This window comes from Geomonas paludis (genome assembly GCF_014193585.1).
Taxonomy (GTDB): Bacteria; Desulfobacterota; Desulfuromonadia; order Geobacterales; family Geobacteraceae; genus Geomonas; species Geomonas paludis.
On the sequence record NZ_BLXY01000017.1, the window covers coordinates 1 to 21,696 of the forward strand.

At 62.9% G+C, this 21,696-nt stretch carries 16 protein-coding genes and 1 pseudogene; 9 read left to right on the top strand and 8 right to left on the bottom strand.

Annotated features, from left to right (window positions below; translation table 11 throughout):
• The 3 genes and pseudogenes from H7687_RS20120 to H7687_RS20130 all read left to right on the top strand — a co-directional run.
• Positions 1-105, top strand: a pseudogene (locus H7687_RS20120) (IS110 family transposase); the annotation flags it as partial.
• Positions 106-226: 121 nt separating this feature from the next.
• A complete protein-coding gene (locus H7687_RS20125) occupies positions 227-1,273 on the top strand; it encodes a DMT family transporter (RefSeq protein WP_281376740.1) in 1,047 nt (348 codons plus the stop codon).
• Between the two features lie 46 nt (positions 1,274-1,319).
• On the top strand, positions 1,320-1,847 hold the full coding sequence (locus H7687_RS20130; protein WP_183350770.1) for a DUF4337 domain-containing protein: 528 nt from the start codon (positions 1,320-1,322) through the stop codon (positions 1,845-1,847).
• Between the two features lie 245 nt (positions 1,848-2,092).
• On the opposite strand, the gene H7687_RS20135 is transcribed toward H7687_RS20130, so the two are convergent.
• Both H7687_RS20135 and H7687_RS20140 read right to left on the bottom strand, forming a co-directional pair.
• On the bottom strand, positions 2,093-3,781 hold the full coding sequence (locus H7687_RS20135) for an amidohydrolase family protein (protein WP_183350772.1): 1,689 nt from the start codon (positions 3,779-3,781) through the stop codon (positions 2,093-2,095).
• Positions 3,782-3,865: 84 nt separating this feature from the next.
• Positions 3,866-4,072, bottom strand: coding sequence for a hypothetical protein (locus H7687_RS20140; protein WP_183350775.1), 207 nt, complete (start codon positions 4,070-4,072; stop codon positions 3,866-3,868).
• Positions 4,073-4,450: 378 nt separating this feature from the next.
• Between H7687_RS20140 and H7687_RS20145 the strand changes: the two genes are divergently transcribed.
• The gene (locus tag H7687_RS20145) at positions 4,451-7,123 is read left to right on the top strand and encodes an SdrD B-like domain-containing protein (protein WP_183350777.1); all 2,673 of its coding nucleotides are present in this window, start codon (positions 4,451-4,453) and stop codon (positions 7,121-7,123) included.
• 267 nt (positions 7,124-7,390) lie between these two features.
• Positions 7,391-8,326: an aldo/keto reductase gene (locus H7687_RS20150; protein WP_183350779.1), complete on the top strand. Its 936-nt coding sequence runs from the start codon at positions 7,391-7,393 to the stop codon at positions 8,324-8,326.
• Positions 8,327-8,455: 129 nt separating this feature from the next.
• On the opposite strand, the gene H7687_RS20155 is transcribed toward H7687_RS20150, so the two are convergent.
• Positions 8,456-10,456 (bottom strand): methyl-accepting chemotaxis protein, encoded by a 2,001-nt coding sequence (locus H7687_RS20155; protein ID WP_183350781.1) that lies wholly within the window; start codon positions 10,454-10,456, stop codon positions 8,456-8,458.
• A 372-nt stretch (positions 10,457-10,828) separates the two neighbouring features.
• Between H7687_RS20155 and H7687_RS20160 the strand changes: the two genes are divergently transcribed.
• Complete coding sequence (locus H7687_RS20160; protein WP_183350783.1) at positions 10,829-12,892, top strand: methyl-accepting chemotaxis protein; 2,064 nt, start codon at positions 10,829-10,831, stop codon at positions 12,890-12,892.
• Between the two features lie 305 nt (positions 12,893-13,197).
• Here H7687_RS20160 and H7687_RS20165 read toward each other — a convergent pair whose 3' ends face one another.
• The 3 genes from H7687_RS20165 to H7687_RS20175 form a co-directional block, all read right to left on the bottom strand.
• Complete coding sequence (locus H7687_RS20165) at positions 13,198-15,336, bottom strand: methyl-accepting chemotaxis protein (RefSeq protein ID WP_183350785.1); 2,139 nt, start codon at positions 15,334-15,336, stop codon at positions 13,198-13,200.
• A 531-nt stretch (positions 15,337-15,867) separates the two neighbouring features.
• Positions 15,868-16,989, bottom strand: a complete 1,122-nt coding sequence (locus tag H7687_RS20170) for a glycosyltransferase family 61 protein (protein WP_183350787.1) — start codon at positions 16,987-16,989, stop codon at positions 15,868-15,870.
• 99 nt (positions 16,990-17,088) lie between these two features.
• Positions 17,089-17,319, bottom strand: coding sequence for a hypothetical protein (locus tag H7687_RS20175; protein WP_183350789.1), 231 nt, complete (start codon positions 17,317-17,319; stop codon positions 17,089-17,091).
• 420 nt (positions 17,320-17,739) lie between these two features.
• Between H7687_RS20175 and H7687_RS20180 the strand changes: the two genes are divergently transcribed.
• Positions 17,740-18,573 carry a hypothetical protein gene (locus H7687_RS20180; protein ID WP_183350791.1) on the top strand — a complete coding sequence of 278 codons (834 nt, stop codon included), beginning with the start codon at positions 17,740-17,742 and terminating at the stop codon, positions 18,571-18,573.
• A 256-nt stretch (positions 18,574-18,829) separates the two neighbouring features.
• On the opposite strand, the gene H7687_RS20185 is transcribed toward H7687_RS20180, so the two are convergent.
• Both H7687_RS20185 and H7687_RS20190 read right to left on the bottom strand, forming a co-directional pair.
• Positions 18,830-19,738, bottom strand: coding sequence for an AEC family transporter (locus H7687_RS20185; protein ID WP_183350793.1), 909 nt, complete (start codon positions 19,736-19,738; stop codon positions 18,830-18,832).
• A 49-nt stretch (positions 19,739-19,787) separates the two neighbouring features.
• Positions 19,788-20,045, bottom strand: a complete 258-nt coding sequence (locus tag H7687_RS20190) for a hypothetical protein (RefSeq protein ID WP_183350795.1) — start codon at positions 20,043-20,045, stop codon at positions 19,788-19,790.
• A gap of 182 nt (positions 20,046-20,227) precedes the next feature.
• Here H7687_RS20190 and H7687_RS20195 point away from each other — a divergent pair, with 182 nt between their 5' ends.
• Both H7687_RS20195 and H7687_RS20200 read left to right on the top strand, forming a co-directional pair.
• A complete protein-coding gene (locus H7687_RS20195) occupies positions 20,228-20,866 on the top strand; it encodes an NADPH-dependent F420 reductase (RefSeq protein WP_183350797.1) in 639 nt (212 codons plus the stop codon).
• Positions 20,867-21,027: 161 nt separating this feature from the next.
• Positions 21,028-21,681: a fibronectin type III domain-containing protein gene (locus tag H7687_RS20200; RefSeq protein WP_183350799.1), complete on the top strand. Its 654-nt coding sequence runs from the start codon at positions 21,028-21,030 to the stop codon at positions 21,679-21,681.
• Positions 21,682-21,696 lie beyond the last annotated feature (15 nt).

A 21,696-nucleotide genomic window follows, 5' to 3' on the forward strand; every position in this document is an offset into this window, starting at 1 on the left:
GTGCACAAGGTGGCTATAACCGCTACGATGCGAAAGCTCCTGGTCATACTGAATGCAATGCTCAGAGATAACCAGCCTTGGAGCGATAGCCACGCTTTTGCTTGACAGAGAACACGGTTGCTTTGCGTTAGGGGCTTTTCCGCTTTGTTTACCCTATGGAAAATTCTCCTCACATGGGTTATTGTTCTTCTCCCAAGAAACGGACGACCGTTCCCGGAGGTGTCGCCTGCCCGTCTTCACCGGACAACTTTTCGCCATGCTATCCGCGGCCCTCTTCGGCGTGTCGCCGGTCTTTTGCAAGCTGCTCATCGGCGACATGTCGCCCGCCCTGCTCGCCGGATTGCTCTACCTGGGCTCCGGGCTCGGGCTGCAGGCGCTGCTCCTTTCCCGGCGCAAGAGCACCCGGGCCGAACTGCGCCTGCTCTCCCAGGAACACCGGCTGAAACTCGTCGGCGCCGTCATCGCCGGCGGCATCGTCGCCCCGCTCTGCCTCGCCTTCGGCATCAAGTACGGCACCGCCTCCGAGGTATCGCTGCTTCTCAACCTGGAGACCGTGGCCACCACCCTGATCGCTTGGCTCGTCTTCAGGGAATACATCGGCCCCTACGTCTGGACCGGCAAAGTCCTCATCCTGGTCGGCGCCGCTCTCGTGGTGCTCAGGGCGGAAGGGGGGCTTTCCTTCTCGCTCTCAGGCCTGCTGGTGGTGATCGCCTGCGTCTTCTGGGGCATCGACAACAACCTGACCCGCGACGTGGACGAGATCTCCTCCACGGTGCTGGCGTCGGTGAAGGGACTTGCCGCGGGGCTCTTCTCCATCGTCCTGGCGCTCGTCTTCAGCACCGGCGCCGCCACGCCGGCGCAGATTGCAGGCGCGCTCGGGGTGGGCGCCATGAGCTACGGTGTCAGCCTCGTCCTGTTCGTGGAGGCCCTGCGCCAGATCGGCGCCGCCCGCACCGCCACCTTCTTCGCGGTGGGCCCCTTTTTCGGAACGCTCCTTTCGGTGGCACTGCTGGGTGAGCGCCCCCCCGCCGCCTACTGGGTTGCCACGGTCCTCATGCTGGCGGGCATCCTGCTCCTCTACGTGGAGGTGCACGGCCATCGCCATACCCACGAGGAACTGGCCCATGCCCACCCACACCGCCACGACGAGCACCACGAACACGAACACCCGGAGGGGGAAGAGGGAGAACCCCACGACCACTTTCACGTGCACCGGCCGGTCACCCATTCCCACGTGCACTGGCCCGATCAGCATCACCGGCACGAGCACTAGCTGCCGCCGTAACGACCCCCATCACCACCAGCAGGAGGTATGACTAATGGCAGAAGAAAAAAAGGAGCCCTGGCTCAACTATCTCGCACTCACCACCGTGGTCCTCGCCGTGTGCGCCACGCTGGCCACCTTCAAGGGGGGCGGCTTCTCGACCAGGTCCGTCCTGGTGCAGAACCAGGCCTCGGACCAGTGGGCCTTCTACCAGGCCAAGAGCATCAAGCAGTCCCTGGCCGAGATGGAGCAGGGGCAGTTGGAGCGCGAGCTTTTGCGGACCGCCGACCGGAAGGTAGCCGCCGCCATGGAGGGCAGGGTGCAGGCGCTCAAAGGAAAGATTGCCAAGTACGACCAGGAGAAGGCGAAGATCCAGGACGACGCCAAGAAACTCGAGAAAGAGCGGGACGATGCGCAGCACCACGGCCGTCCCTTCGGGCTCGCCGTCATCTTCCTGCAGATCGCCATCCTGCTCTCGTCCATCGCTGCGCTGTTGAAGAAGAAGATGGTCTGGGTGGCCGGCGTCGCGGTCGGTATCTGCGGCTTGGTTCAGTTCGCCAACGGCTTCATGCTCTTCATGTAGTCCAGGCACCGCTCGCAAACGCAAAAAGGGGACGCAGCCCACGCCGCGTCCCCTTCTTTCATGGTTTTCCTGGTGATTTAGGTAAGCAGAAAGTACATTTCTCACAACCGCTCGGGCCCTCACGTTCCCCCCTTTTGCGAAGGGGGGATAGGGGGGATTTAGCCAAGGCAGCCACAGATTCCCAGCCTGCAGCGGAGTCAAATCCCCCTCAATCCCCCTTTGCAAAAGGGGGAAGCTGGATTACCCTACCTCTTCCCGAAGAACCTCCCGTATTTCTGCCAGTACTCCTTCAGCCGTGCCTCGTAGTCCCACTGCGCCGCCGCCTTGGCGCTCTGCTTCAGAAAACTTGCGCAGCGCACAGACGGCGTGGCCGAACCGGGAACGTCTGCAGAACAAGCCTCCACCGCCTTGCCCTGCGCCACGTCGGCCCACAGCGGCGCGCCCGTCATGAAGCTGTACTGCAGGCTGTTGCGCCCGAGGTACTGCAGGTCATCGCGGGTGAGACCGTACTTCTGAACGCCGTAGATCCATTCGTCGGTAAAGTTCGCGTGGGATACCCCCTCGTCGTCGCTGGCGAAGGCCACCGGCACCCCGTAGGCCCGGTACTGGGCGAAGGGATGCGCCGATCCGGCGATGCCGAGGATCTGGGCGTTACTGGTGAACATGACCTCGACCAGGGCGTTGTTGTGCCTGAAGAGGTCCGCCACTTCCGACTTCTCCTTGTCCTTCAGGAAGGCGAAGGAGACCCCGTGCCCGATCCGCCTGGCCCCCGCCTTGAGCGTGCCGGTCAGGTGCTCTTTCAGGGCCGGGTTGTCCGCCCCGACGAAGCAGGGGGTGAGTTCTCCGGCGTGCAGGGCCATGTTGACCTTGGGAAAGGCCTCGTGGAAGTAGCCGAAGATGCGCATCTGGTCCTGGAATCCCGCCAACGAGACCGGGGCGTCCTCCTTGCTCAAGAGGTTCACCCCGACCACGCGCTCCTCCGATGAGGCGAGCAACATCGAGAAGGCGGCCTGGGTGAATACCTTGGCCAGGTCCGGCGTGCCGTCGGCTAGCGAGGAGGTGCGGTTCACGGTCACGATGAAGGCGTAGTCGACGCCGCAGGCCGCGTCGGTGTCGGGACTGCCGCAGTTGAGCAGGGTGCGCGTCTTGTTGACGTACTGTGCGATCTCGGTGCGCGCGGCGGCGACCGTATCGCCCAGCCCCGCCTGCAGCAGGAAACGCTGCAGCGCGGGGAACTGGCGGCTGTCCCGGTACGAGGCCTGCACCGGGAATTGCTGCTTCAGTTGCCTGGCCAGCGCGCTCACCGCCGAAGACTGGAAGGAGAGCATGGTCTCAAGATAGGAGACGCCGTCCCGCTGGGACTGCCTCAGTACCTCGGCCAGCATGGCGGGCGTGTTGCAGGCGTTGTCGGAGACGGCCCGGAACCTGGCGAAGGTGTTGAAGAAGTGGTCATGCCCGGACTGGGTGTCGGGATAGCCGAAGCGGTACATGGAGAGGGACTGCAGGATCCGCTCCCGGTCCCCCGCGGAAGCTTCCGAGAGCGCCCTGAAACCGTCGCCGCAGCGGCCGGACGATGTCGCCGCCTCAATGGTGTAGGGCGTCGTCGTCCCTTGGGGCCCGTAACAGGCGCCGTCGGCAGCGCCCAGCGCCAGGTACTTTTCCGGCTGTACCGTGCCGGAGAGATGGTTATGGAGATCGGCGCCCTTGGGGAACAGGCGCAGCGCCTCGGCGAGCTCCGGCTGTTCCTTTTTGGTCTTCTCGATCACGGCGGCATACTCCCGCACCGCGTAGTTGGGCTGGGCGCAGATCTTGGCGGCGCTGACGGTCGCGGAGGCAGTGGCGTGGGTGTCGCCCGCGAACGAGGGCGCGGCGGTGAGCAGCGTTGCCGCGAGGAGCGCCGCCAGCGGTCGAGCGCCCTTAGTGAAAAGCTTCATGGAACTCTCTCTAGGTGGAAGTGGTTGCGCGAGGTGCTTTCCGAGAAGGCGAATTTATGCCCGTTCAGTCGGGTTGTCAACGGCTTAAAGCCTTTGGTGAGGCTCAGTCAGGTGAGGGTACCGTCCCCGACGCCGTCTGCGTCGGCCCATGTCCACCCTGTCCACCATGTCCACCATGTCCACCATGTCCACCATGTCCACCATGTCCACCATGTCCACCATGTCCACCATGTCCACCATGTCCACCATGTCCACCATGTCCACCATGTCCACCATGTCCACCATGTCCACCATGTCCACCGCGGGCACAAAAAGAGGCGGGGCTTCACCGCTCGCCCGCCCTTAGTTGTTCAACTTCTGCAACCCTGAGTTCAAAATTTGCTCAGCGCCCGGCGAGGGGAGATTTTTCGCCTGGACAAATTGCTTAAGGTTTTCCAATGGTTAAAAATTGCTAACTCTGGCATCTGTTTTGAACCTATCCGAAACATGACGAGAATGATGCCTTAACTTGGTTCTCGTCATCAAAGGAGAGACAGATGAACAAGGAACTTTGGCTGGAGCTGCACCGGCAGGGTACAGCGCGAGGGCCGCCGCCGTCGGCACAGGCGGAGTGCGGGTGATCCGCGACAGGCTGCTGAACATCATCCTGAGAAGTAAAGGAGGTACATCATGAGTAGGATGCTAAGAAACGGACCGGAAAATCGTGGCGCTTTCGGGGCTCCGCGCCGGGGGGCGTGGCTACAGTGGGCGCCGGGCATCTTCGCGCTCGCGCTGGTGCTGGCATGTTCCAGTAGCGACCAAAGCTTCGCCTGGGTCATCCCCCACGCCTGCATCAAGGCCGAGAAATCCGTCAGCACGACGGGGCTGGGTGGCCCGTTCATCAGAAACAGCGTGACCACGACCAACCCCGACGGCACCCTGACAACCTCGGTGCCGGGCGCCAACAACGTGCCGGCGCCGACGGTCAAAGTGCCGACCGCCTTCTACGGCGACACCAAGGTGGTGTACAAGTTCCTGGTGAAAAACTGCGGCGAGGTGATGCTCTACAACGTTCGCCTTGGTGACTGCATCGACACGAGATCGGTGGGTTCGGACGGATTTCTGCTGGGAGCCAGTGACAATAAATGCGTCTGGGATCCCCTCCTGGTCCCCTCCACGACCAGTATCGCACAGTCGCTCAGCCCGACGCAGTCCGTCACCCTTACCAGTGCGAGCTTCCCGCTTAACCCTATATCCTCGGTGGATATCTGCGGGACTTTCGGCCGGTCACGGACCAACGGGATCGTCCGCAACGACCTGGTCATCAAGGCCGATGCCGACCTCGACGGCGATGGCGTCGGCGAGAAGACCATCGTTTTCGAGGACCTGAACCTGGTCCAATGCAAAGACTTCCAGCATGCCTATGCCTCGGTGGGCGACCGCGTGTGGCGAGACCTGAATGGAAACGGTGTGCAGGACTGTCTGGATAGCAACAACAACGGGATCATCGGAGACGCCGGCGACACGGGGACCGAGTGCGGTGCGGGTATCCCCGGTGTGACGGTGAACCTGGTTGATTGCCAGAACCCAACCAGCGTGGTGTCGTCGATGCAGACGGACCCGAACGGCTTCTACCTCTTCCAGAACCTCAACCCGGGGCGGTACTGCGTCAGGTTCGACGCGGAGACCGTCCCGCCCGTCACCTGTGCCACCGGCGTTCCCCAGTTCACCACGCAAAACGTGGGGGGGAACGACTCCTTCGACAGCGACGCCAGCCCCATTACCGGCGTAGCCCCTGCCGTCACGCTGGTTAGCGGGCAAACCGACCGGACCGTCGATGCCGGTGTGATCTGCAAGGCATGCCAGGTGGCGATCGACAAGAAGTGCCAGGTCCAGCCTCCCGCGACGGGGAGCTTCGTATGCAGCAACGCAAAGCCGATAGATTCCTTGACCATGATCTGGACCGGCCAGGACGGCATCTACATCAAGGCGTGGAAAGGGACTCCCGGCACGACCCTCCTCGCCACCACCGGGCCGATCGCCAAGGGTGAGAAGGTGACCGTCACCGGTATGGGGGGGTCGCCACTCGACCAGATCTGGGAGATCTTCTCAGGCCTCCCTGATCCACAGGGTAGCAACAAGATAGGGCAGTCGCAGTTCCACATCTCCTGCTCCGACATCGACATGAACGGACCTGAGGACTGCGGCAAGCTGGCGGGCAACGCCAAGACAACGAACACCGCCCTGCTGAACCTCTGGATCTTCGACGGCATGGCCGGCAACGGAGAGGCTCTGTCGTGCACGCCGTCGACCCAAAGCGGACAGGACGCCTGCTCCTTCGTTGCCGAGGCCGCACCTAGCTGTCTTTCCCTGCGGGCGAAACCCCAGACCCTGACGTTCAGGTACACCGGCAAGGATTGCGGCGCCAGCTCGAACAGCCAGGCCGCGGACAAGTGGTCCTGCAGCGGCATTCCAGGCAGCTCTCCGCTCATCTCCATCGTCAAGGACCCCACCAGGATCACGGTCAGCCCGACCAGCGGCCTCAGCGTCGGTGACCTGCTGACCGTCTCCACGATCGGGACCGACATGGGGACCGAGATCCAGCTCCAAGTGGGGGGGCAGGCCATCAAGGTCCACACTTCATGCTCGCAACCGCTGGCCGTCGGCGACATATTCGGCAGCCTCGAACTCCTGCAGTTCAACGGGAGGGGGGCCGGCGCACAGGTGACCTACTCCTACCAGGTCAAGAACAACGGCAGCGCCGCGGTCGACATCACCAGTGTCTCCGACGACAAGCTGGGCGAGCTGCTGGGCCAGACTACCAGGCTCGAGGCAGGAGGGACCCTGGCGCTTGAGAAAACTGCGCTCGTCACCCAGACCACCACCAACCAGGTCACGGCTACGGCGCGCGTCGCCGGCAGCGGCACCATCTGCAACCAGGTGCGCGACCTGGTGACGGTAACGATGACCTCGCCGACCTGCGCGGTCGGGGCCTCCTTCTACGGTCTTGGTGACTACTCCGTGAAATATAAACTCACCAACGCGAGCGCGACCATGGCTACCCTCGACACCATGATGCTCAACTTCCCGGGCAGCTACGGCTCCATCAAGGAGATCAGGCTCGATGGGACCATCTACAAGTACGCTGCGGGAGGCGCAGTGGTCGGCCCGGGCGTCAAGATCGGTGCGTCCGTCTGGACCAACCCCGACATCACCAAGCGGCAACTGAACCCGGGCGAGACCCGCGTGCTGGAGGTCATCTTCTCCAAGAAAGGGGTGCGCTCCGACTGGCTCGGCATCACCAGCTTCGGCGGCATGACCTTCAAGGAGGGGTGTCAGGCCACCTTCCCGGTGACCCGGTAGTGGGGCTGTAGCTAGTTACGAATCTGCTCTTTAGGCTTCGGACGCAAAAAGAGTCGGCGCGTTGTTCGCGCCGGCTCTCCTTTTTCCATTCAGGCTGTGGCCTTTTCGCCTGCTCCCTGATCGCCTTTCGATCTCTCCGTGATGTGTCAGCGCCGCGCTGGTCATCTTCGCGGGAACCACCCTTGAAGGCGAGGCGAAAAAGCGTATAGTTACCCGGTCGGATGCGGCACCGTTCGCGGCGGGAGTTCTGGGGCCTGGGAGGCAATTATGATTTACCGCACCTTGGGGAGTACCGGGGCAAGGGTATCTGCGATCGGGGTAGGGGGATGGCATCTGGGCCTGCCGCGGGTCAGCGAGGAGGACAGCATCCGTATCGTTCGTTCCGCCATCGACCGCGGCATCAACTTCATGGACAACTGCTGGGATTACAACGAGGGGGCAAGTGAGCTCCGCATGGGCAGGGCGCTCAGGGACGGGTATCGGGACAGGGTATTCCTGATGACCAAGATCGACGGGCGCACCCGGCGGGAGGCAGCCCGGCAGCTGGAACAATCGCTGCAAAGGCTGCAGGTGGAAACGATCGACCTGGTCCAGCACCACGAGGTGCTCCGCTTCGAGGACCCGCACCGCATCTTCGATCAGGACGGCGCGCACCAGGCGCTTTTGGAGGCGCGCCAGGCGGGAAAGATCCGCTATCTGGGCTTCACCGGACACAAGGACCCGCAGATCCACCTGCACATGCTCGGGGTCGCCGCCGAGCACGGCTTCCGTTTCGACGCAGTGCAGATGCCGCTGAACGTGATGGACGCCCACTTCAGGAGTTTTGAGCAGTTGGTGCTTCCCGAGCTGGTGCGGCAAGAGATAGGGGTATTGGGGATGAAGTCCATGGCCAACGGCATCCTGCTCAAGTCCGGCACGGCAAGCGCCGTCGAGTGCCTGCGCTACGCCCTGCACCTGCCGACCTCCGTCGTGATCACCGGCATCGACAGCATGGAGGTTCTCGATCAGGCCTGTCACGCGGCGGACACCTTCCGCCCGTTCGAGCCGGCCGAGTTGGAGTCGCTGTTGTCCCGTACCGCGGAGGCCGCCCGCACCGGTTACTACGAGCCCTTCAAGACCACCTCGCTCTTCGACGGCACCGCCGCCAATCCCCAGTGGCTGGGCGAAGAGCCCGAGCGCATGCGCCAGCTATTCACCCGCTGATGGGCAAGCAGTTTGACGTGTTGCGTTGGCACCCACCCGCTTGCCCCAACCGTCCGCCGGGTCCACCGGGTCCACCGGGTCCACCAGGTCCACCAGCTCCACCAGGTCCACCGGCCGGCAGACAGCCTTTTAGCCTTTCCCCCCGCACCGCTCCTCGAGCTGCTCCAGTATCCCCAGCAGCACCTGCGAGGCATCCACCATCTCCGCGCACAGTTGCGCCGCCCTCACCCTGTCGCCGTTGTTGCAGGCGATCACCGCCTGCTTGCCCAGTTCATGGACCTTGGCGTGCGGCGGGTCGATCTGCCGGTAGAGCTCGCTGTGGCCGCAGTCCTCCTTTCCTTTGCCCTGGTACCATTTCCCGAAGGCGCAGGTGAGGTGGGTGGGGAGCGCCTGCGGGTCGACCCTGATGGAGCCGTCCAGGTGCCCCTTGATCTTGCCCACGAAGATCATATGCGCGCTCCTCGCCCTGCTGATCACCAGCGCGGCATCCTCGTTGATCTTGAACTTGCCCAGCAGGGCCATCAGCTCCTCGGCCATGGTGAGCAGGTGGTTCGCCTCGTGCGTGGTCCGCTGCGTCTGTGCGGAGGTGTCGCGCGCGATGTCGGTCACCCGCTGTACGCTGGCCGCTATCTCGTGCGTCGTCGCGCTCTGCTCCTCCGCCGCCGTGGCGATCTGGGCCAGGTCGCCGGTCACCCCCTCGACGCTGGTGATGATGTCCTGCAGGGCCTGTCCCGACCGCTGCGCCCCGTGGGATCCTTGCTCAACCACCGAGACCCCGTGCTCCATCGATCGCACCGCCGCCCTGGTTTCCACCTGGATGGCGCCGATCATCGCCCCGATCTCCTTGGTCGCCTTGGTGGTCCGTTCCGCCAGGGCGCGCACCTCGTCGGCGACGACGGCGAAGCCCCGTCCCTGTTCCCCCGCCCGGGCGGCCTCGATCGCCGCGTTCAACGCCAGCAGGTTGGTCTGGTCGGCGATCTCCTCGATGGTGCCGATGATTTCCCCGATCTGGTCGGAGCGCCGCCCCAGGCCGGCCACGGTCGTTGCCGATTCCCGCACCAGTTCAGCGATCTGGTGCATCCCCGCCACGGTCTCGTTGACCACCTGGGCCCCGTCGGAGGCGACCCGGGTCGTGGTGGTCCCGCCCTGCGCCGCCTGGGCGCAACTGCGGGCGATGTCCTGCGATGTCGCCGACATCTCTTCGCTTGCGGTGGCCACCGCGACCGACTGGGCCGCGAGATCGTCGGCGTTGCTGTTGATCTGCTTGGCCATGCCGTGCACCTTGCTGGAGCCGATCACTACGTTGATGCTCACCTTGAGTACGTTCGCCACCAGCGTGTGCAGGGTCTCGATGAAGGTGTTCATGTTCCCGGCCAGCGCCCCCAGTTCGTCGCTGCGCCCACCCGCGATGCTCCGGGACAGGTCCCCGTCTCCCGACGCTATCGCCTCCACGGCCTTCACCATCTCGTGCAGCGGAGTGGTGATCGATCGGGCTATCAGCCAGGTGAGCAAAAGGGTCAAGGCTAGCACCACGAGGAGCCCCGCCCCGATGTACAGCTGCGTGCGCAGCAGCGTGGCCTGCACGTCATCCAGGTAGATGCCGGTCCCCACCACCCACCCCCAGGGGCGGAACAGCTCCACGTAGGAAAGCTTCGGTTGCGGCTCGCCGGCGGCGCTTTTGGGCCACTGGTAGCTGACGAAGCCGCTGCCTTGATCGTTGCAGGCCCGCACCATCTCCACGAACAGCAGCTTTCCCGCCGGATCCTTGAACTGCCCCAGATCCTTGCCGTTCAGCTCCGGCTTGAGGGGATGGATCACCATCCTCGGGCCCAGGTCGTTGATCCAGAGGTAGTTGGTCTTCTGGTAGCGTGCCGCCGAGACCTCCTGGATCGTCCTGCGCTGCGCGTCCTCCCTGGTCAGGGTGCCCCGTTCAACCTGGTCCTGGTACCACTTCATCCTGCTGGTGGCCTGCTGCACCATGGCGCGCACCGTTTCCTGGCGCTCGTGCATGATCAGCGTGCGCAGGTACGGTGTCAGCAGGAACACCGATATGGCCACCAGCAGCAGCCAGGACAGCAGCGTGGCGCTGATGATCTTTTGAAATATGCCCCAGTCGCGAAACCGTTTCATGCCATCCATCTCCTCTGCAAAGCCGTGTGGCGTGCTTCTGTTTGGAATGTTGATTCTTTACGTAGTATCGGCGCTTTGCACGTATTTCTTTAGCGGATTTGTCGCCATCGTGCCGGCATTGGAAAAAATAAAGTCTCACCACGGAGGACACGGAGGTTCCCAGAAGACCACGAAGAGAAGGCAGCATTGCCTTCCTCTGTGACCGCTTGGGCTTTTCCTCCCTGTCCTCTGTGGTCGTCTCTGGCGAGGCGCCGAAGTTTTTTAGGAAAATAAAATTAAAGAAGGCTTAAGTGTGTTCCGATATCACTCCATGGAGACCGCAAGAGAGGGGGCGGCCGGGGCTGTCGCGCCGGCCGCGCAACTGGAGGGGACATGGCACTGTCGTCGAAATTTTCCATCGGTACCAAGCTGGGAGTCGGGCAGGGGGCGCTGATCGTGGCGGTGCTGACCCTTTTCGGCCTGCTGATCACCTCGACCGTCACCAGCCGCCTGGCCGCCGAGGCGGAAGGGCACCTGGCGCTGCAGGCGGAGTCGCTGGTCAATTCCATGTCTTCCTACCACGGTGCCCTGAGCGACGGGGCGGTCAAGCTGGCGGCCCTGTTCCGCTCTACCTTCCCCGGCCCCTTCGCCGTGGATGCCACACGCAGCGTGACCGTCGCCGGCAGGTCGACCCCGCAACTCACCTCGGGCGCAACCGTCTTGAACCTCAACACCGCCATCGTCGACCGCTTCACCGCCCTCACCAATGCCGCGGCCACGGTGTTCGTGCGCAGCGGCGACGATTTCGTCCGCATCGCCACCTCGCTCTCCAAGGAGGACGGCAGCCGCGCCGTCGGCACTGCCCTGGACCGGGACCACCCCGCCTACCGCAGGCTCCTGGAGGGGCAGGAGTTCGTGGGCAAGGCCACCCTCTTCGACCGGGACTACATGACCCGCTACCTTCCCATCAAGGACGGGCAGGGGAGAGTGATCGGCATCCTCTTCATCGGCCTTGACTTCACCCAGGGGCTGAAGGCCCTCAAGGAGAAGGTCCGGGCGGCCAAGGTGGGCAAAACCGGGTACATCTTCGCCGTCGACGCTCGCCCCGGCAAAGAGCAGGGGCGGCTGGTGATTCATCCCACCCGGGAAGGGGAGAACATCATCGACAGCACCGACGCCGACGGCAGGAAGTTTGTCCGCGAAATGATCGCCACCCAGTCCGGCGTGATCCGTTACGGCTGGCTGAACAAGGAGGCGGGCGAGACGGCGCCGCGCGCCAAGGTGGTGGCCTACCGGCATTTCAGGGAATGGAACTGGGTCATCGGCGTCGGCTCGTACCAGGACGAATTCGCACAGGTGGCGCACATGGTGCGCAACACAGTTTTCCTTGCCATGGCGGTGGTCTGCCTGCTGCTGTTCTCGGTGTCGTACCTGCTGGTCAGGAAGTGGGTCACCGCGCCGGTGCGTGAGCTCCTGGAGCAGACCGGGCGCTACGCCTCCGGTGACTTCTCGCAGGTTGCCGAACATCAGGAGCGCGCCGGCCAACCGGCGGACGAAGTGGAGCTGATCGCCCAAGGGGTGGACGCCATGGCGCTTTCCCTGCGGCGCATCCTGGTCAAGGTGACCGATTCCGCCCAAGAGGTGAGTGTCGCCGCCGCGCAGGTGAGCGTCGCCGCCGAGCGTATCGCTGCCGGCGCCGACGAGGTGGTGGGGAAGACTGCCGCAGTCGCCACCGCCGGGGAGGAGATGGCCGCGACCTCCAACGACATCGCCCGCAACTGTCAGCTCGCGGTCGAGGAGGCGCAGCGCGCGACCCAGTCGGCGCAAAACGGCACGGAGGTGGTGGGGAAGACCGTGGCGGTGATGGCCCGGATTGCCGAGAAGGTGCAGGAGTCGACTGCGACCGTGGAGAGTCTGGGGGCCAGCGGGGAGCAGATCGGGGAGATCATCGGGACCATCGAGGACATTGCCGACCAGACCAACCTGTTGGCGCTCAATGCCGCCATAGAAGCGGCGCGGGCCGGAGAACTCGGGCGCGGTTTCGCCGTGGTGGCGGACGAGGTCAGGGCGCTGGCCGAGCGAACCACCAAGGCGACCCACCAGATCGGCATCATGATCAAGACCATCCAGAGTGAGACGCAACAGGCCGTGAGCGTCATGGAGCAGGGAGTATCGGGGGTGAAAGCCGGGACGGAAGAGGCGTCGCGTTCCGGCGCGGCGTTAGTGGGGATCAAGGAGCGGGTTGATGCCTTCGGGGAGCAGATCAGCCAGATAGCCGCCGCGGCCGAGGAGCAGACCGCCACCACCTCCGAGATTTCCGGCAGCATCCTGCAGGTGACCGATGTGGTGCAGAGCACCGCCGCAGCCGCGCGGGAATCCGCCGTAGCCGCCGCCCAACTTCATGGCACCGCCCAGGAGCTGCAGCGGCTGGTAGGGCAGTTCCGGCTGGCAAGTTAAGGCGCCGCGCCGGCCCGCAGCACGGTGTCCACCAGGGGGGTCCACCCCCTCGCCCTTCGGGAGAGGGGCAGGGGTGAGGGCGCTCCTGGCATCCACCGGCGGACACAAAAAGAGCCGGCGCTTTCTACTGCTCGCCAGCTCTTTGTCCTTCACCCCTTGAGGTTTAGATTTTTAGAAGGTGTCTCTGGTGAATCTGCTTACCACTTCTACTCGCGTACCGTTTGAAGTCCGTGGGAGCAGAGGCACCCTGTTCGGTTTCACCTGCCTTTGATAATTATGTTACGACATTCCGCTAAAAAGTACCACTAAATTAACACCTTGCCTGCCGACGCAGTCTCCCCCAGGAGCCGGAAGGCTCCGGCCCCCTGCTGCAGCACATCGACCTGGCTGGCGAGGTCGCTGGCGCCGTTCTCCAGCTGTGCCGCGGCCTGCAGGCAGCGGTCGGCATCGGAGTGGATCTCGGCCACCGCCGCCGCTATCTGCTGGTTTTCCTTGGCCTGCACCGCGCAGGCCGCCTCGATCTTTCTGGACATCTCGCTCACATCGAGGATGGAGTCGGATATGGACCGCCCCACCTTGCTCTGCTCGCGGGTGGCGCAGTGGAACTGGGCGGCCAGCTCCCTCATCTCCTCGGCGGCGAACATGATCGCCTCCTTGGCCCCGGCCTGCTCCCTGATCGCCCTTTCGATCTTCTCGGTCATCTGGGTGACCCGGTCCATCGCCTCACGGATCAGGCTGGTCCCCTTGGCCTGCTCGGCGGTGGCCAGCGCGATGCCGCCGACGTGGCTGCGGGCGCTGGAGACGCCGCTGACGATCTTTTCCAGCGCCGCGCTGGAACGCAGGCTCAGCTCCTCTCCCGCCGCGATGCGCTGGTCGGCCTCCTTGATCGCCTTCACCGCATGCTGGGTCTCCAGTTGCACCGCCGCGATCAGGGCGGCAATCTCGTTGGTGGAATTGGCGGTGCTGGAGGCAAGCATCTTGATCTCCTCGGCCACCACGCCGAAGGGCTTGCCGTGCGCCCCGGCCTGGGCGGCGATGATGCTGGCGTTGAGGGCCAGCAGCGAGGTTCTCTTGGCGATGTCGTCGATCACCGAGGAGATTACGCCGATCTCGTGGGTCCTGGAGGTGAGCGTCGCGATGACCTGGTTGGTGACCCCGGAGGAGGCGCGGATGTCGCTCATCCCCTGGCGCATGGCGCGCATCGCCTCCACCCCTTTCAGGGCGTCATCCTCGACCCCCTGGGCCACTTCCGCGGTCAAAAGCGCGTTCCCCTTGACGCTGTTGGTGGCCGCTTCCATTTCCAGGATCGAGGAAGCGGTGGAAAGCGACGAGGAGACCAGCGACTTGGTGTGCTCCCCGATCTCGGTGGTGGCGGAAGCGCTCTGCATCATGGCCGCGGTCACCTCTGCCACCAGGGTGGTCAGCCGCTCCGCGTTGAGTGCGACCTCGTCGGTGCTGGCGGTCATCTCCAGTATCGCCGACGAGGAATCGGCGGCAGCCTGGGCCAGTCGCTGGGTTCCGTTCCGGATCTCTTCCGCCTTGTCCGCTATGGTGCGCACGTAGGCCGATGCCTCGGTCACCTTGTCCTGCTGGTGTCTGGCTGCCGCCACGGCGTGCACCGCTTCCGTCGCCAGCCGCCCCGATATCCCCTGCAGCGCCGCGGCCGAACCGGCCAGGCGGCTGATCATGCCGCACAACCCTGCCACCATCGTCTTCAGCGACCCCAGCAGCTTGCCCGCCTCGTCGCCCCCTCCGGCCGGGATGGCCACGGTGAGGTCCCCTTCGGCCACGGCCTCGGTGATGGAAACGGCCTTCCCCAGCGGGGCGAGCAGCATCTTCGTGAACCACGCCGCGATGCAACTGGCCAGGAGGGTAAAGCCGATGGCGAGGGAGATCACCACGTTCCTGGTATGCTCGAAGGACTGCAGGAACTCCGCGGTCTTCACTCCGACGTAGAGCGCGCCGATGACGTGGCCGCCGGCATCGAGGATGGGATCATAGGCGGTGAAATAGGGGATGTTGAGGATGGGGGCGACGCCGCGGTAGGACTGACCCTTGCGGAACACCGCGTCGAAGGCCGGCCCCTGCAGCTTGGTCCCCACCGCCCTGGTGCCGTCCTCCTTGATGACGTTGGTAGCCACCCGCTCGTCATTCATGAATATGGTCGCGGTCCCGCCGCAGATCTTGGCCACCTTGTCGGGCAACTCGTTGTGGTCGTTGATGACGTAGTCGCCGGCCATGAGCCGGTTGTCGACGATCTTCAGCTCCCCTTTCTGTCTCAAGAGCTCCCAGAAGGTGTTGATCCTGCTCTCCTGTGATGCCGTCGCCACGCGCACCATTTCCTGGCGCATCTGCGTCAGTGAAATGTAGGTCGTGACGGTAACCGCCGTGATGACGATGACGATGATCATTGCCGTGATCTTCTTTACGATGCTTACTTTCACAGAAAACTTCCTTGTTTTTCACCATCCTGTTGTTCTTAACAACACGAAGTACTAGTTAAAGCGTGTCTGACTGCTTACAGACTGGTAAATCCCGGTGGTCGATGTGGCTTTCATGTAATGGTAGAAACGTTTAATTGTCTTAAGTGTAGAACTTGACAGCAGATATTTTGTATTACATTACGGGCGTGGCGTTTATATCGGAAAAAAGTATCAGCATCAAGTGTTTCGTAAACGGCAAAGTGTATACGTTTCGGAAGGAACGGACGGTGGCTGGCAATTAGTAGGGGGGGCTGCATCATGAAGTTCATGCTGCAACGATGGATTCATCGCGGGGACGCCACGGAAAGACATATAAAGGAGTGCATTGGGGAACGGGGGCTTCCGGTGGAAGTGCCGGGAAAGGAACCTACCTACGTGATGCACCTGCATTCGGGTCCTCCCCTTTGCAAAGGGGAGACAGCGTGCTGCATGTGCATCCGGGTCCTCCCCTTTGCGAAGGGGAGACAGAGGGGATTTGCCTTTACTGCTTTCTCACGGTACTGCCGCGATAACCGCCTCCATGGCCTGTTCATCGATCCTGTGTCCGGTGCTGCAGATGACGTAGCGGTAGTCGAAGCCGTGGCTGAAACTGAGCCAGGCGAAGCAATCCAGGATGTAGTTTCTCGGGAAGATCTCCACCACCCGGCAGGGGGGCTCGCACCAGGCCAGGTTGCTGAGGCCGGCGCCGTGGCATCCCACCACGACCTCCGCCCGGTGGAAGGCGCGGACCTGCTCCGCGAAGGAAAGCTCTTCGCAGTGCAGCACGGCAAAGCCCATCTCCCGCAGCCTCGCTTCCAGCTCGGCCTCGCCGGCCAGACGGCGCCTGCTTTTCTGCCGGGAGACGTAGATCCTGGCGCCTGAGGGGGGGCGGCCTGCGCTGCTCGGAACCTGCGGCACCACCTTGGCCTTCACCGCCGACCGCAACAGCTCCAGCACCTGGGGGGGCGTGAACTCAGGCTGGGTGTGGTACTGCGGCACCACCAGCCGCTGCACCCGGATCGGGCCGGAGGCGAACAGAAAGTCGTCTTGGGCATCGCGGCCCAGTGCCGCAGCCAACCCGTCCATGACGTAGCGCGGCGGGTTTTCCGGAAGCACGATCTTGAGGTCGGGGAAGGTGGCGACGGCGAACAGGACGTTGGGCAGGACTTCGAGGAGCCAATGGTAGTAGGTGGCGGGATGGCAGATCACCACCGGTTCCGGGATGCGGAGCTCCCTTGCCGGCAGCAGCGGTTCGTGCAGCACGTCGCCCCAGTCCATGATGCGGCGCAGGGAGCCTACGCTCTCTTCGAGGATACGGTTGCCGATCCAGGCCATGCCGGAGGCGGGCGAGACGGTGGCGTTGCGCAAGAGGTACAGCTTTCTTTTGCCGAAGACGGCCTCGGTTCTTATGAAGGGAGGGAGCTTGGCGGCGACGTCGTGCTTGACGATGCAGGGCTCGATAACCGGGACGATGTCCAGGATGTGGCTGCTGACGTCGGAGTAGCTGGACGCTTTTTCCAGGGACTCGATGCAGGACTTGGGCATCTTGCCCGCAATGGGGCCGAGCAGGTCGGTCGAGATGAAACGCAGCAGTTGTTTGCGCCGCTTGGCGGCTGTTTCGGTCAGGCCCGTCATGCGGGCGATCCTAGCACACCAGCCGCTTTCTTTCCAGCGGCATGGGGACGTCGGTGCCGGTTTCGGACGTCGGATCTGCACAGCCGCTGTGGTTGCGGCCTAGTACTCCCTGGGCGGTTCCGTGTAGAGGCACTCCGGGTTTTCCTTGATGTGCACGAAGTGCGCGACGTGCTTGTCTCCGGCTGCGCGCGGGCGCACCGGCTTGCCGCATTTGTCGCACTCGAACAGAAGCGAGTGCCGGTGTTCCGGCGTCGCTCCGTCCCTCACGGAGAGCGCCTTGTCTATGGTGATGATGTGGCCGAAAAATTTGCACTGTTTTGCCATGCCCATGGTCCTGCTCCTTGACGGAATTGTTCGGGAACCGCTCCCCGAGACACCTGCTGGCGCAGCGGTGCCCGGATAGCTAGAACAATGTATTATTTTCCTTCATTTTTGTCAATCCCCGCAAAACAAGGGAGCTGCCAAGAAGGACAAGGGTAATCCGCGGGCAACACGGGCGCTGGAATTTAAAGACCTAAACCGCGTTTATGATGTCAGGTGTCGAGGGGACACGCATTCCCGGCGGGGAAAGTACGAAGGTGTTGGGCGGTTTAGGCTTGTAATAACAAGACCTTCTGTTGTATTAAAAGTTTTTCCCCTCCTTACCTTCAATGCGGTCCATTGGGCAACTGTTTATCAACATAGCCTGGAAGTGGCTGCACTTGTGGACAAGGCGCCGGGATAACTTCAATGCAGGAGGAGACTGGGTACATGAAGAAGATGGTTTTGGCAGTACTGGGCGGAATACTTATGACAACGGCAACCGCGCATGCGGAGCACAAACTGCTGGTCACCGACGTCCTCGACAAGAAGCAGGTCGAGGCGCAGGCACTGTTCGAGTATTCCCACACCAAAGGTGACGTCACTATCCTCGGCGAATCCGGCAAGCGCACCCTGAATGCCGCCGAGTCGCTCTATTCCGTGGGTGTCGGCCTCGGCCACGGCCTGGAAGTGTCCGCGTCCATTCCTTACGTTTTCAGCGAGCGCGACAAGCTCCAGATGGACGGGCTCGATCCGGAACAGGAGAGGCGTGACGGCTTCGGCGACCTGGCGCTCCAGGCGAAATACCGTCTCGTTGGCGGCGAAGAGGCTCCGTACACCGTCGTCGCGGGCCTTGGTGTGAAATTCGATACCGCGGGCGACAGCCAGGCTGGCACCGGCACCACCGACGTGAGCCCCTTCATCGCGGCCAGCGCCAACCTCGGCCACCACAACACCCCCTACGCCATCTACCGTGCCACCATCAGGAACCACGATGAGTACGACACCCACACCCTCTCGGTGGGCTTCGAGAAGGAGCTGAACCACACCGTGACCATCGACGCCAAGGTCGATGCCAACTTCAACACCGCTACCCGCGACGTCACTGCCAACGAGGACTTCATCTTCGAACTGTCCAGCTACCTCCAGGTCGCGCACAACTTCTACGTGCTCCCCAGCGTCGCTTACACCGTCGCCACCGACTACAGGAGCAAGGATGGCGTGGCCCGCGCCGGTTCCGCCGACGGTTACCGCGCCGGCTTCTCCCTGTACTACCTGTTCTAACCCCTGGCACAGTCCCGCCGGTGCCGGACCCGCCGCAGGGCCGGGCTGGCGGCCTTGCCGTTGCGCCCAACGAAAAACCGGAGCTCCTTTTCAGGATGCTCCGGTTTTTTTTGCAGAGAGAGGGGGCGTAGCAGAAGGGACTGGCTCCGTAAGGTGCCTGTCCCTGTAGCGGAACGCTCCTTTCAGCTTGGCCGGCTTTCCAGCTTCAATAAGCCCCAAGGGGACAGGCACCTGGCGGAGCCAGTCCCCGCCTTGGTCAGGCAAAGATGCGCGTCAGCCAGTAGGTGGCGGGGAGGGTGCCGAAGGAGAGGATGATGCCGATGCCGATCATGGCCACGGCGAGGTCCGCCTCCATGCCCGCTGCGACGGCCAGGGCCCCGGCGGTCACCATGGGGGGCATGGCCGCCTCCAGGATGGCGACATCGACCACCATGCCGGTGAGCCCCGCCACGCGGCAGATCAGCAGTGCCGTCAAGGGCGCCGCCAGGAGTTTTACCGCCAGCCCGAATGCCAGCGGCCCCAGCACCCTGCGCGGCAGCCTCAGCCGCATCTGCATGCCGATCGCGGTCATCACCACCGGCACCAGGGTGAGCGCGATGTTTTGCAGTACCTGCGCGAGTTTTTGCGGGTAGGGCCAGGAGCGGGCGCAGAGGGCGACCAGGAGGGCGATGGTGGGCGGGAAGAAGAGCATCTTGCGCACCATCGCCGCGAGGTTAACCGACCCGTCCTTGCCGTACACGGCCAGGATGAAGGAGCCGTAGCTCACCATGATCAACAGCGTCCCCAGTTGGTCGTAGATGATCAGGTAGGGGAGGCCGGCCGCGCCGAAGAAGGCTTGGACCATGGGCACGCCCAAAAACGAGGTGTTGCCAAGGGGCACCACCAGGAGCAGCACCCCGAGCGTCGCGCGGTCCCAGCGCCAGAAGCGGCCCGCCGCGAGCACCGACGCGATGGAGAGGAGCAGCATGCCCCAGGGGACCATGGCCGCGGTGACGATCTCCCGGGAGAATACGATCTGCGGCACCTTGAGGAGAATCAGCGCCGGCAGCGATACGTAGAGGGCGAACATGTTGAGGGTCTGCGCCGAGTCCTTGGGGAAGGCCTCGAGGCGGCGAAAGAGCATCCCCAAGAGGACGAACACCCCGATCAAGACGAAATTTTCCATTCCTGCCACTTTCTCCTGCCTGTGACGTGTGGGCGGCGGCTGTGCCGCCTTACGCCGTTGTCGGGAAGAATTCCTCCCTGTTTTCTGACTGTAACCGCAACGTTACCGGCTTCCTGGTGAAGTCGGCCAGGCACTGCGCCACCTCTGCGCCGTCAAGGACCATGGCATCGAGCGCGGTACGCCGCGCGAGGACCACTTTTCTCCCCAGCTTGTCGTGGCCGAACGCCTCGAACCCTTTCGGGGAGCTTTCGATGTGAATCACCCTGTCCGCTATGCTTCCCAACACGCTGCGTTTGGCCTTTGCCACGGCGTCCCCTCCTATCCCTAAGATAATCCGGAAGCCTTTGCTGTAGCACAGGCGCGCTGCCGCCACAAGGAAAAGAACATGTTACCCCATGGCAGCCGGATGCCGCGAGGGAGTATACTCTGGTGAAGAGGGGATGTTGACTGAAAGGAGGGACCCCGTCAGCAGACAAGGAGGACCCTGACATGAGAGTACAAAAGATAGGCATAATCGGATCGGGTCACATCGGTGGCAACCTGGGGGTGATGTTGGGCAAGGCGGGCTACGAGGTGTTGTTCAGTTCGCGGCACCCGGAAGAGCTGCAGGAGTTGGTGACGGCAGCCGGGCCCTCGGCCCGAGCCGGGAGCGTAGCGGAAGCGATCGAGTTCGGTGACGTGGTACTGCTCTCAGTGCCGCTCAAGGCCTACCGGGAGCTGGACAGCGAAACCAAGCAGGCCTTGCAAGGCAAGATCGTCATCGACACCTCCAACCCGTACCCCGAGCGGGATGGGGCGATGGCGGTCGAGGCGAGGCAGGACCCGGGAGGGATGGGGAGCGTGGTGGCGCGCCTGCTCCCCGGGGCGAGGATCGTGCGGGCCTTCAACTCCGTCTATTTCGAAGACTTGAAAAAGACCGTCAACAAGAACGGCGACACCATCGGCATTCCCATCGCCGGTGACGATCAGGAAGCGGTGCAGGTCGCCGTCGAGTTGGCCCGCAGCATCGGGCTGGACCCGGTCGTGGTAGGCGGGCTGACCGCGTCGAAGTTTTTCGACGTCGGCACCCCTGTCTATGCGACCAGCGCCTCCGCATCGGAAATAAAGGCGAAGTTGAGAATAGAGTAGATCCCGCCCAGGCAGGGCCGGGGAGGCCTGCGTATTTGTCAGCCCCCCCCGGTCTTGCACCGTCCAAAGCCCGGTTCAAGACCCCGCCGAAATCCATCAGTTGACCCCGACAAACTCTCATGTATGATTAGTAAATTCCAACAAATATGGGAGGAAAAAGCATGAGTCTCTTGGGCAGAATCCTTATGAACCATGCAGAAATGGCCCCCCCGGAATTGATCCTTTGGCTTGATGACGCAGCAACTTTGCAGGCTGCGCACACAAAGATCAATACCCTGATGGACGCTTGGGTTCCGGGGACGACAAAATTCAGGGAGCATAAAGAGGCGATCGCAAGGGAGTTGGAGAGAGCCAACGCCCTCAGCGTGTCTACGACCAAGGAACTTGATGCCGCGGTGGCCGCTGCCTTGGAGGACGTGCACACGAACGCGAGTTACCTGATGCTGAGGGCGAAACACGAGAAAGATGACTCCTGGCTCCACAACAACGGGTATCAGCCGAAGGAAAAGGCAAAGAGGGGCCATGACAGGTCCGTTTCCGCCAGCATTCTGGGTCTCAGGGCGAAAAACGGCCCCAACATCGCCGAGGTTTCATTGAGTTGGGATAAGGACCTTGCAGCTGGCTCCTACCAATTGCAGATTTGCAAGGGACATCCACAAGGTGAAGGATCGTTTGAGGATTACGGATTTTTGACGAAGGTTCGTGTTGTAATTGGTAATCTGGAAAGGGCGTCCTGGTACTATTTCAGGGTCAGGAGTATCGGACACAACGAGTTCGGCCCCTGGAGTGAAGCCGTTGGTATTATCGTGACGTAACTTTAGCGATTGACT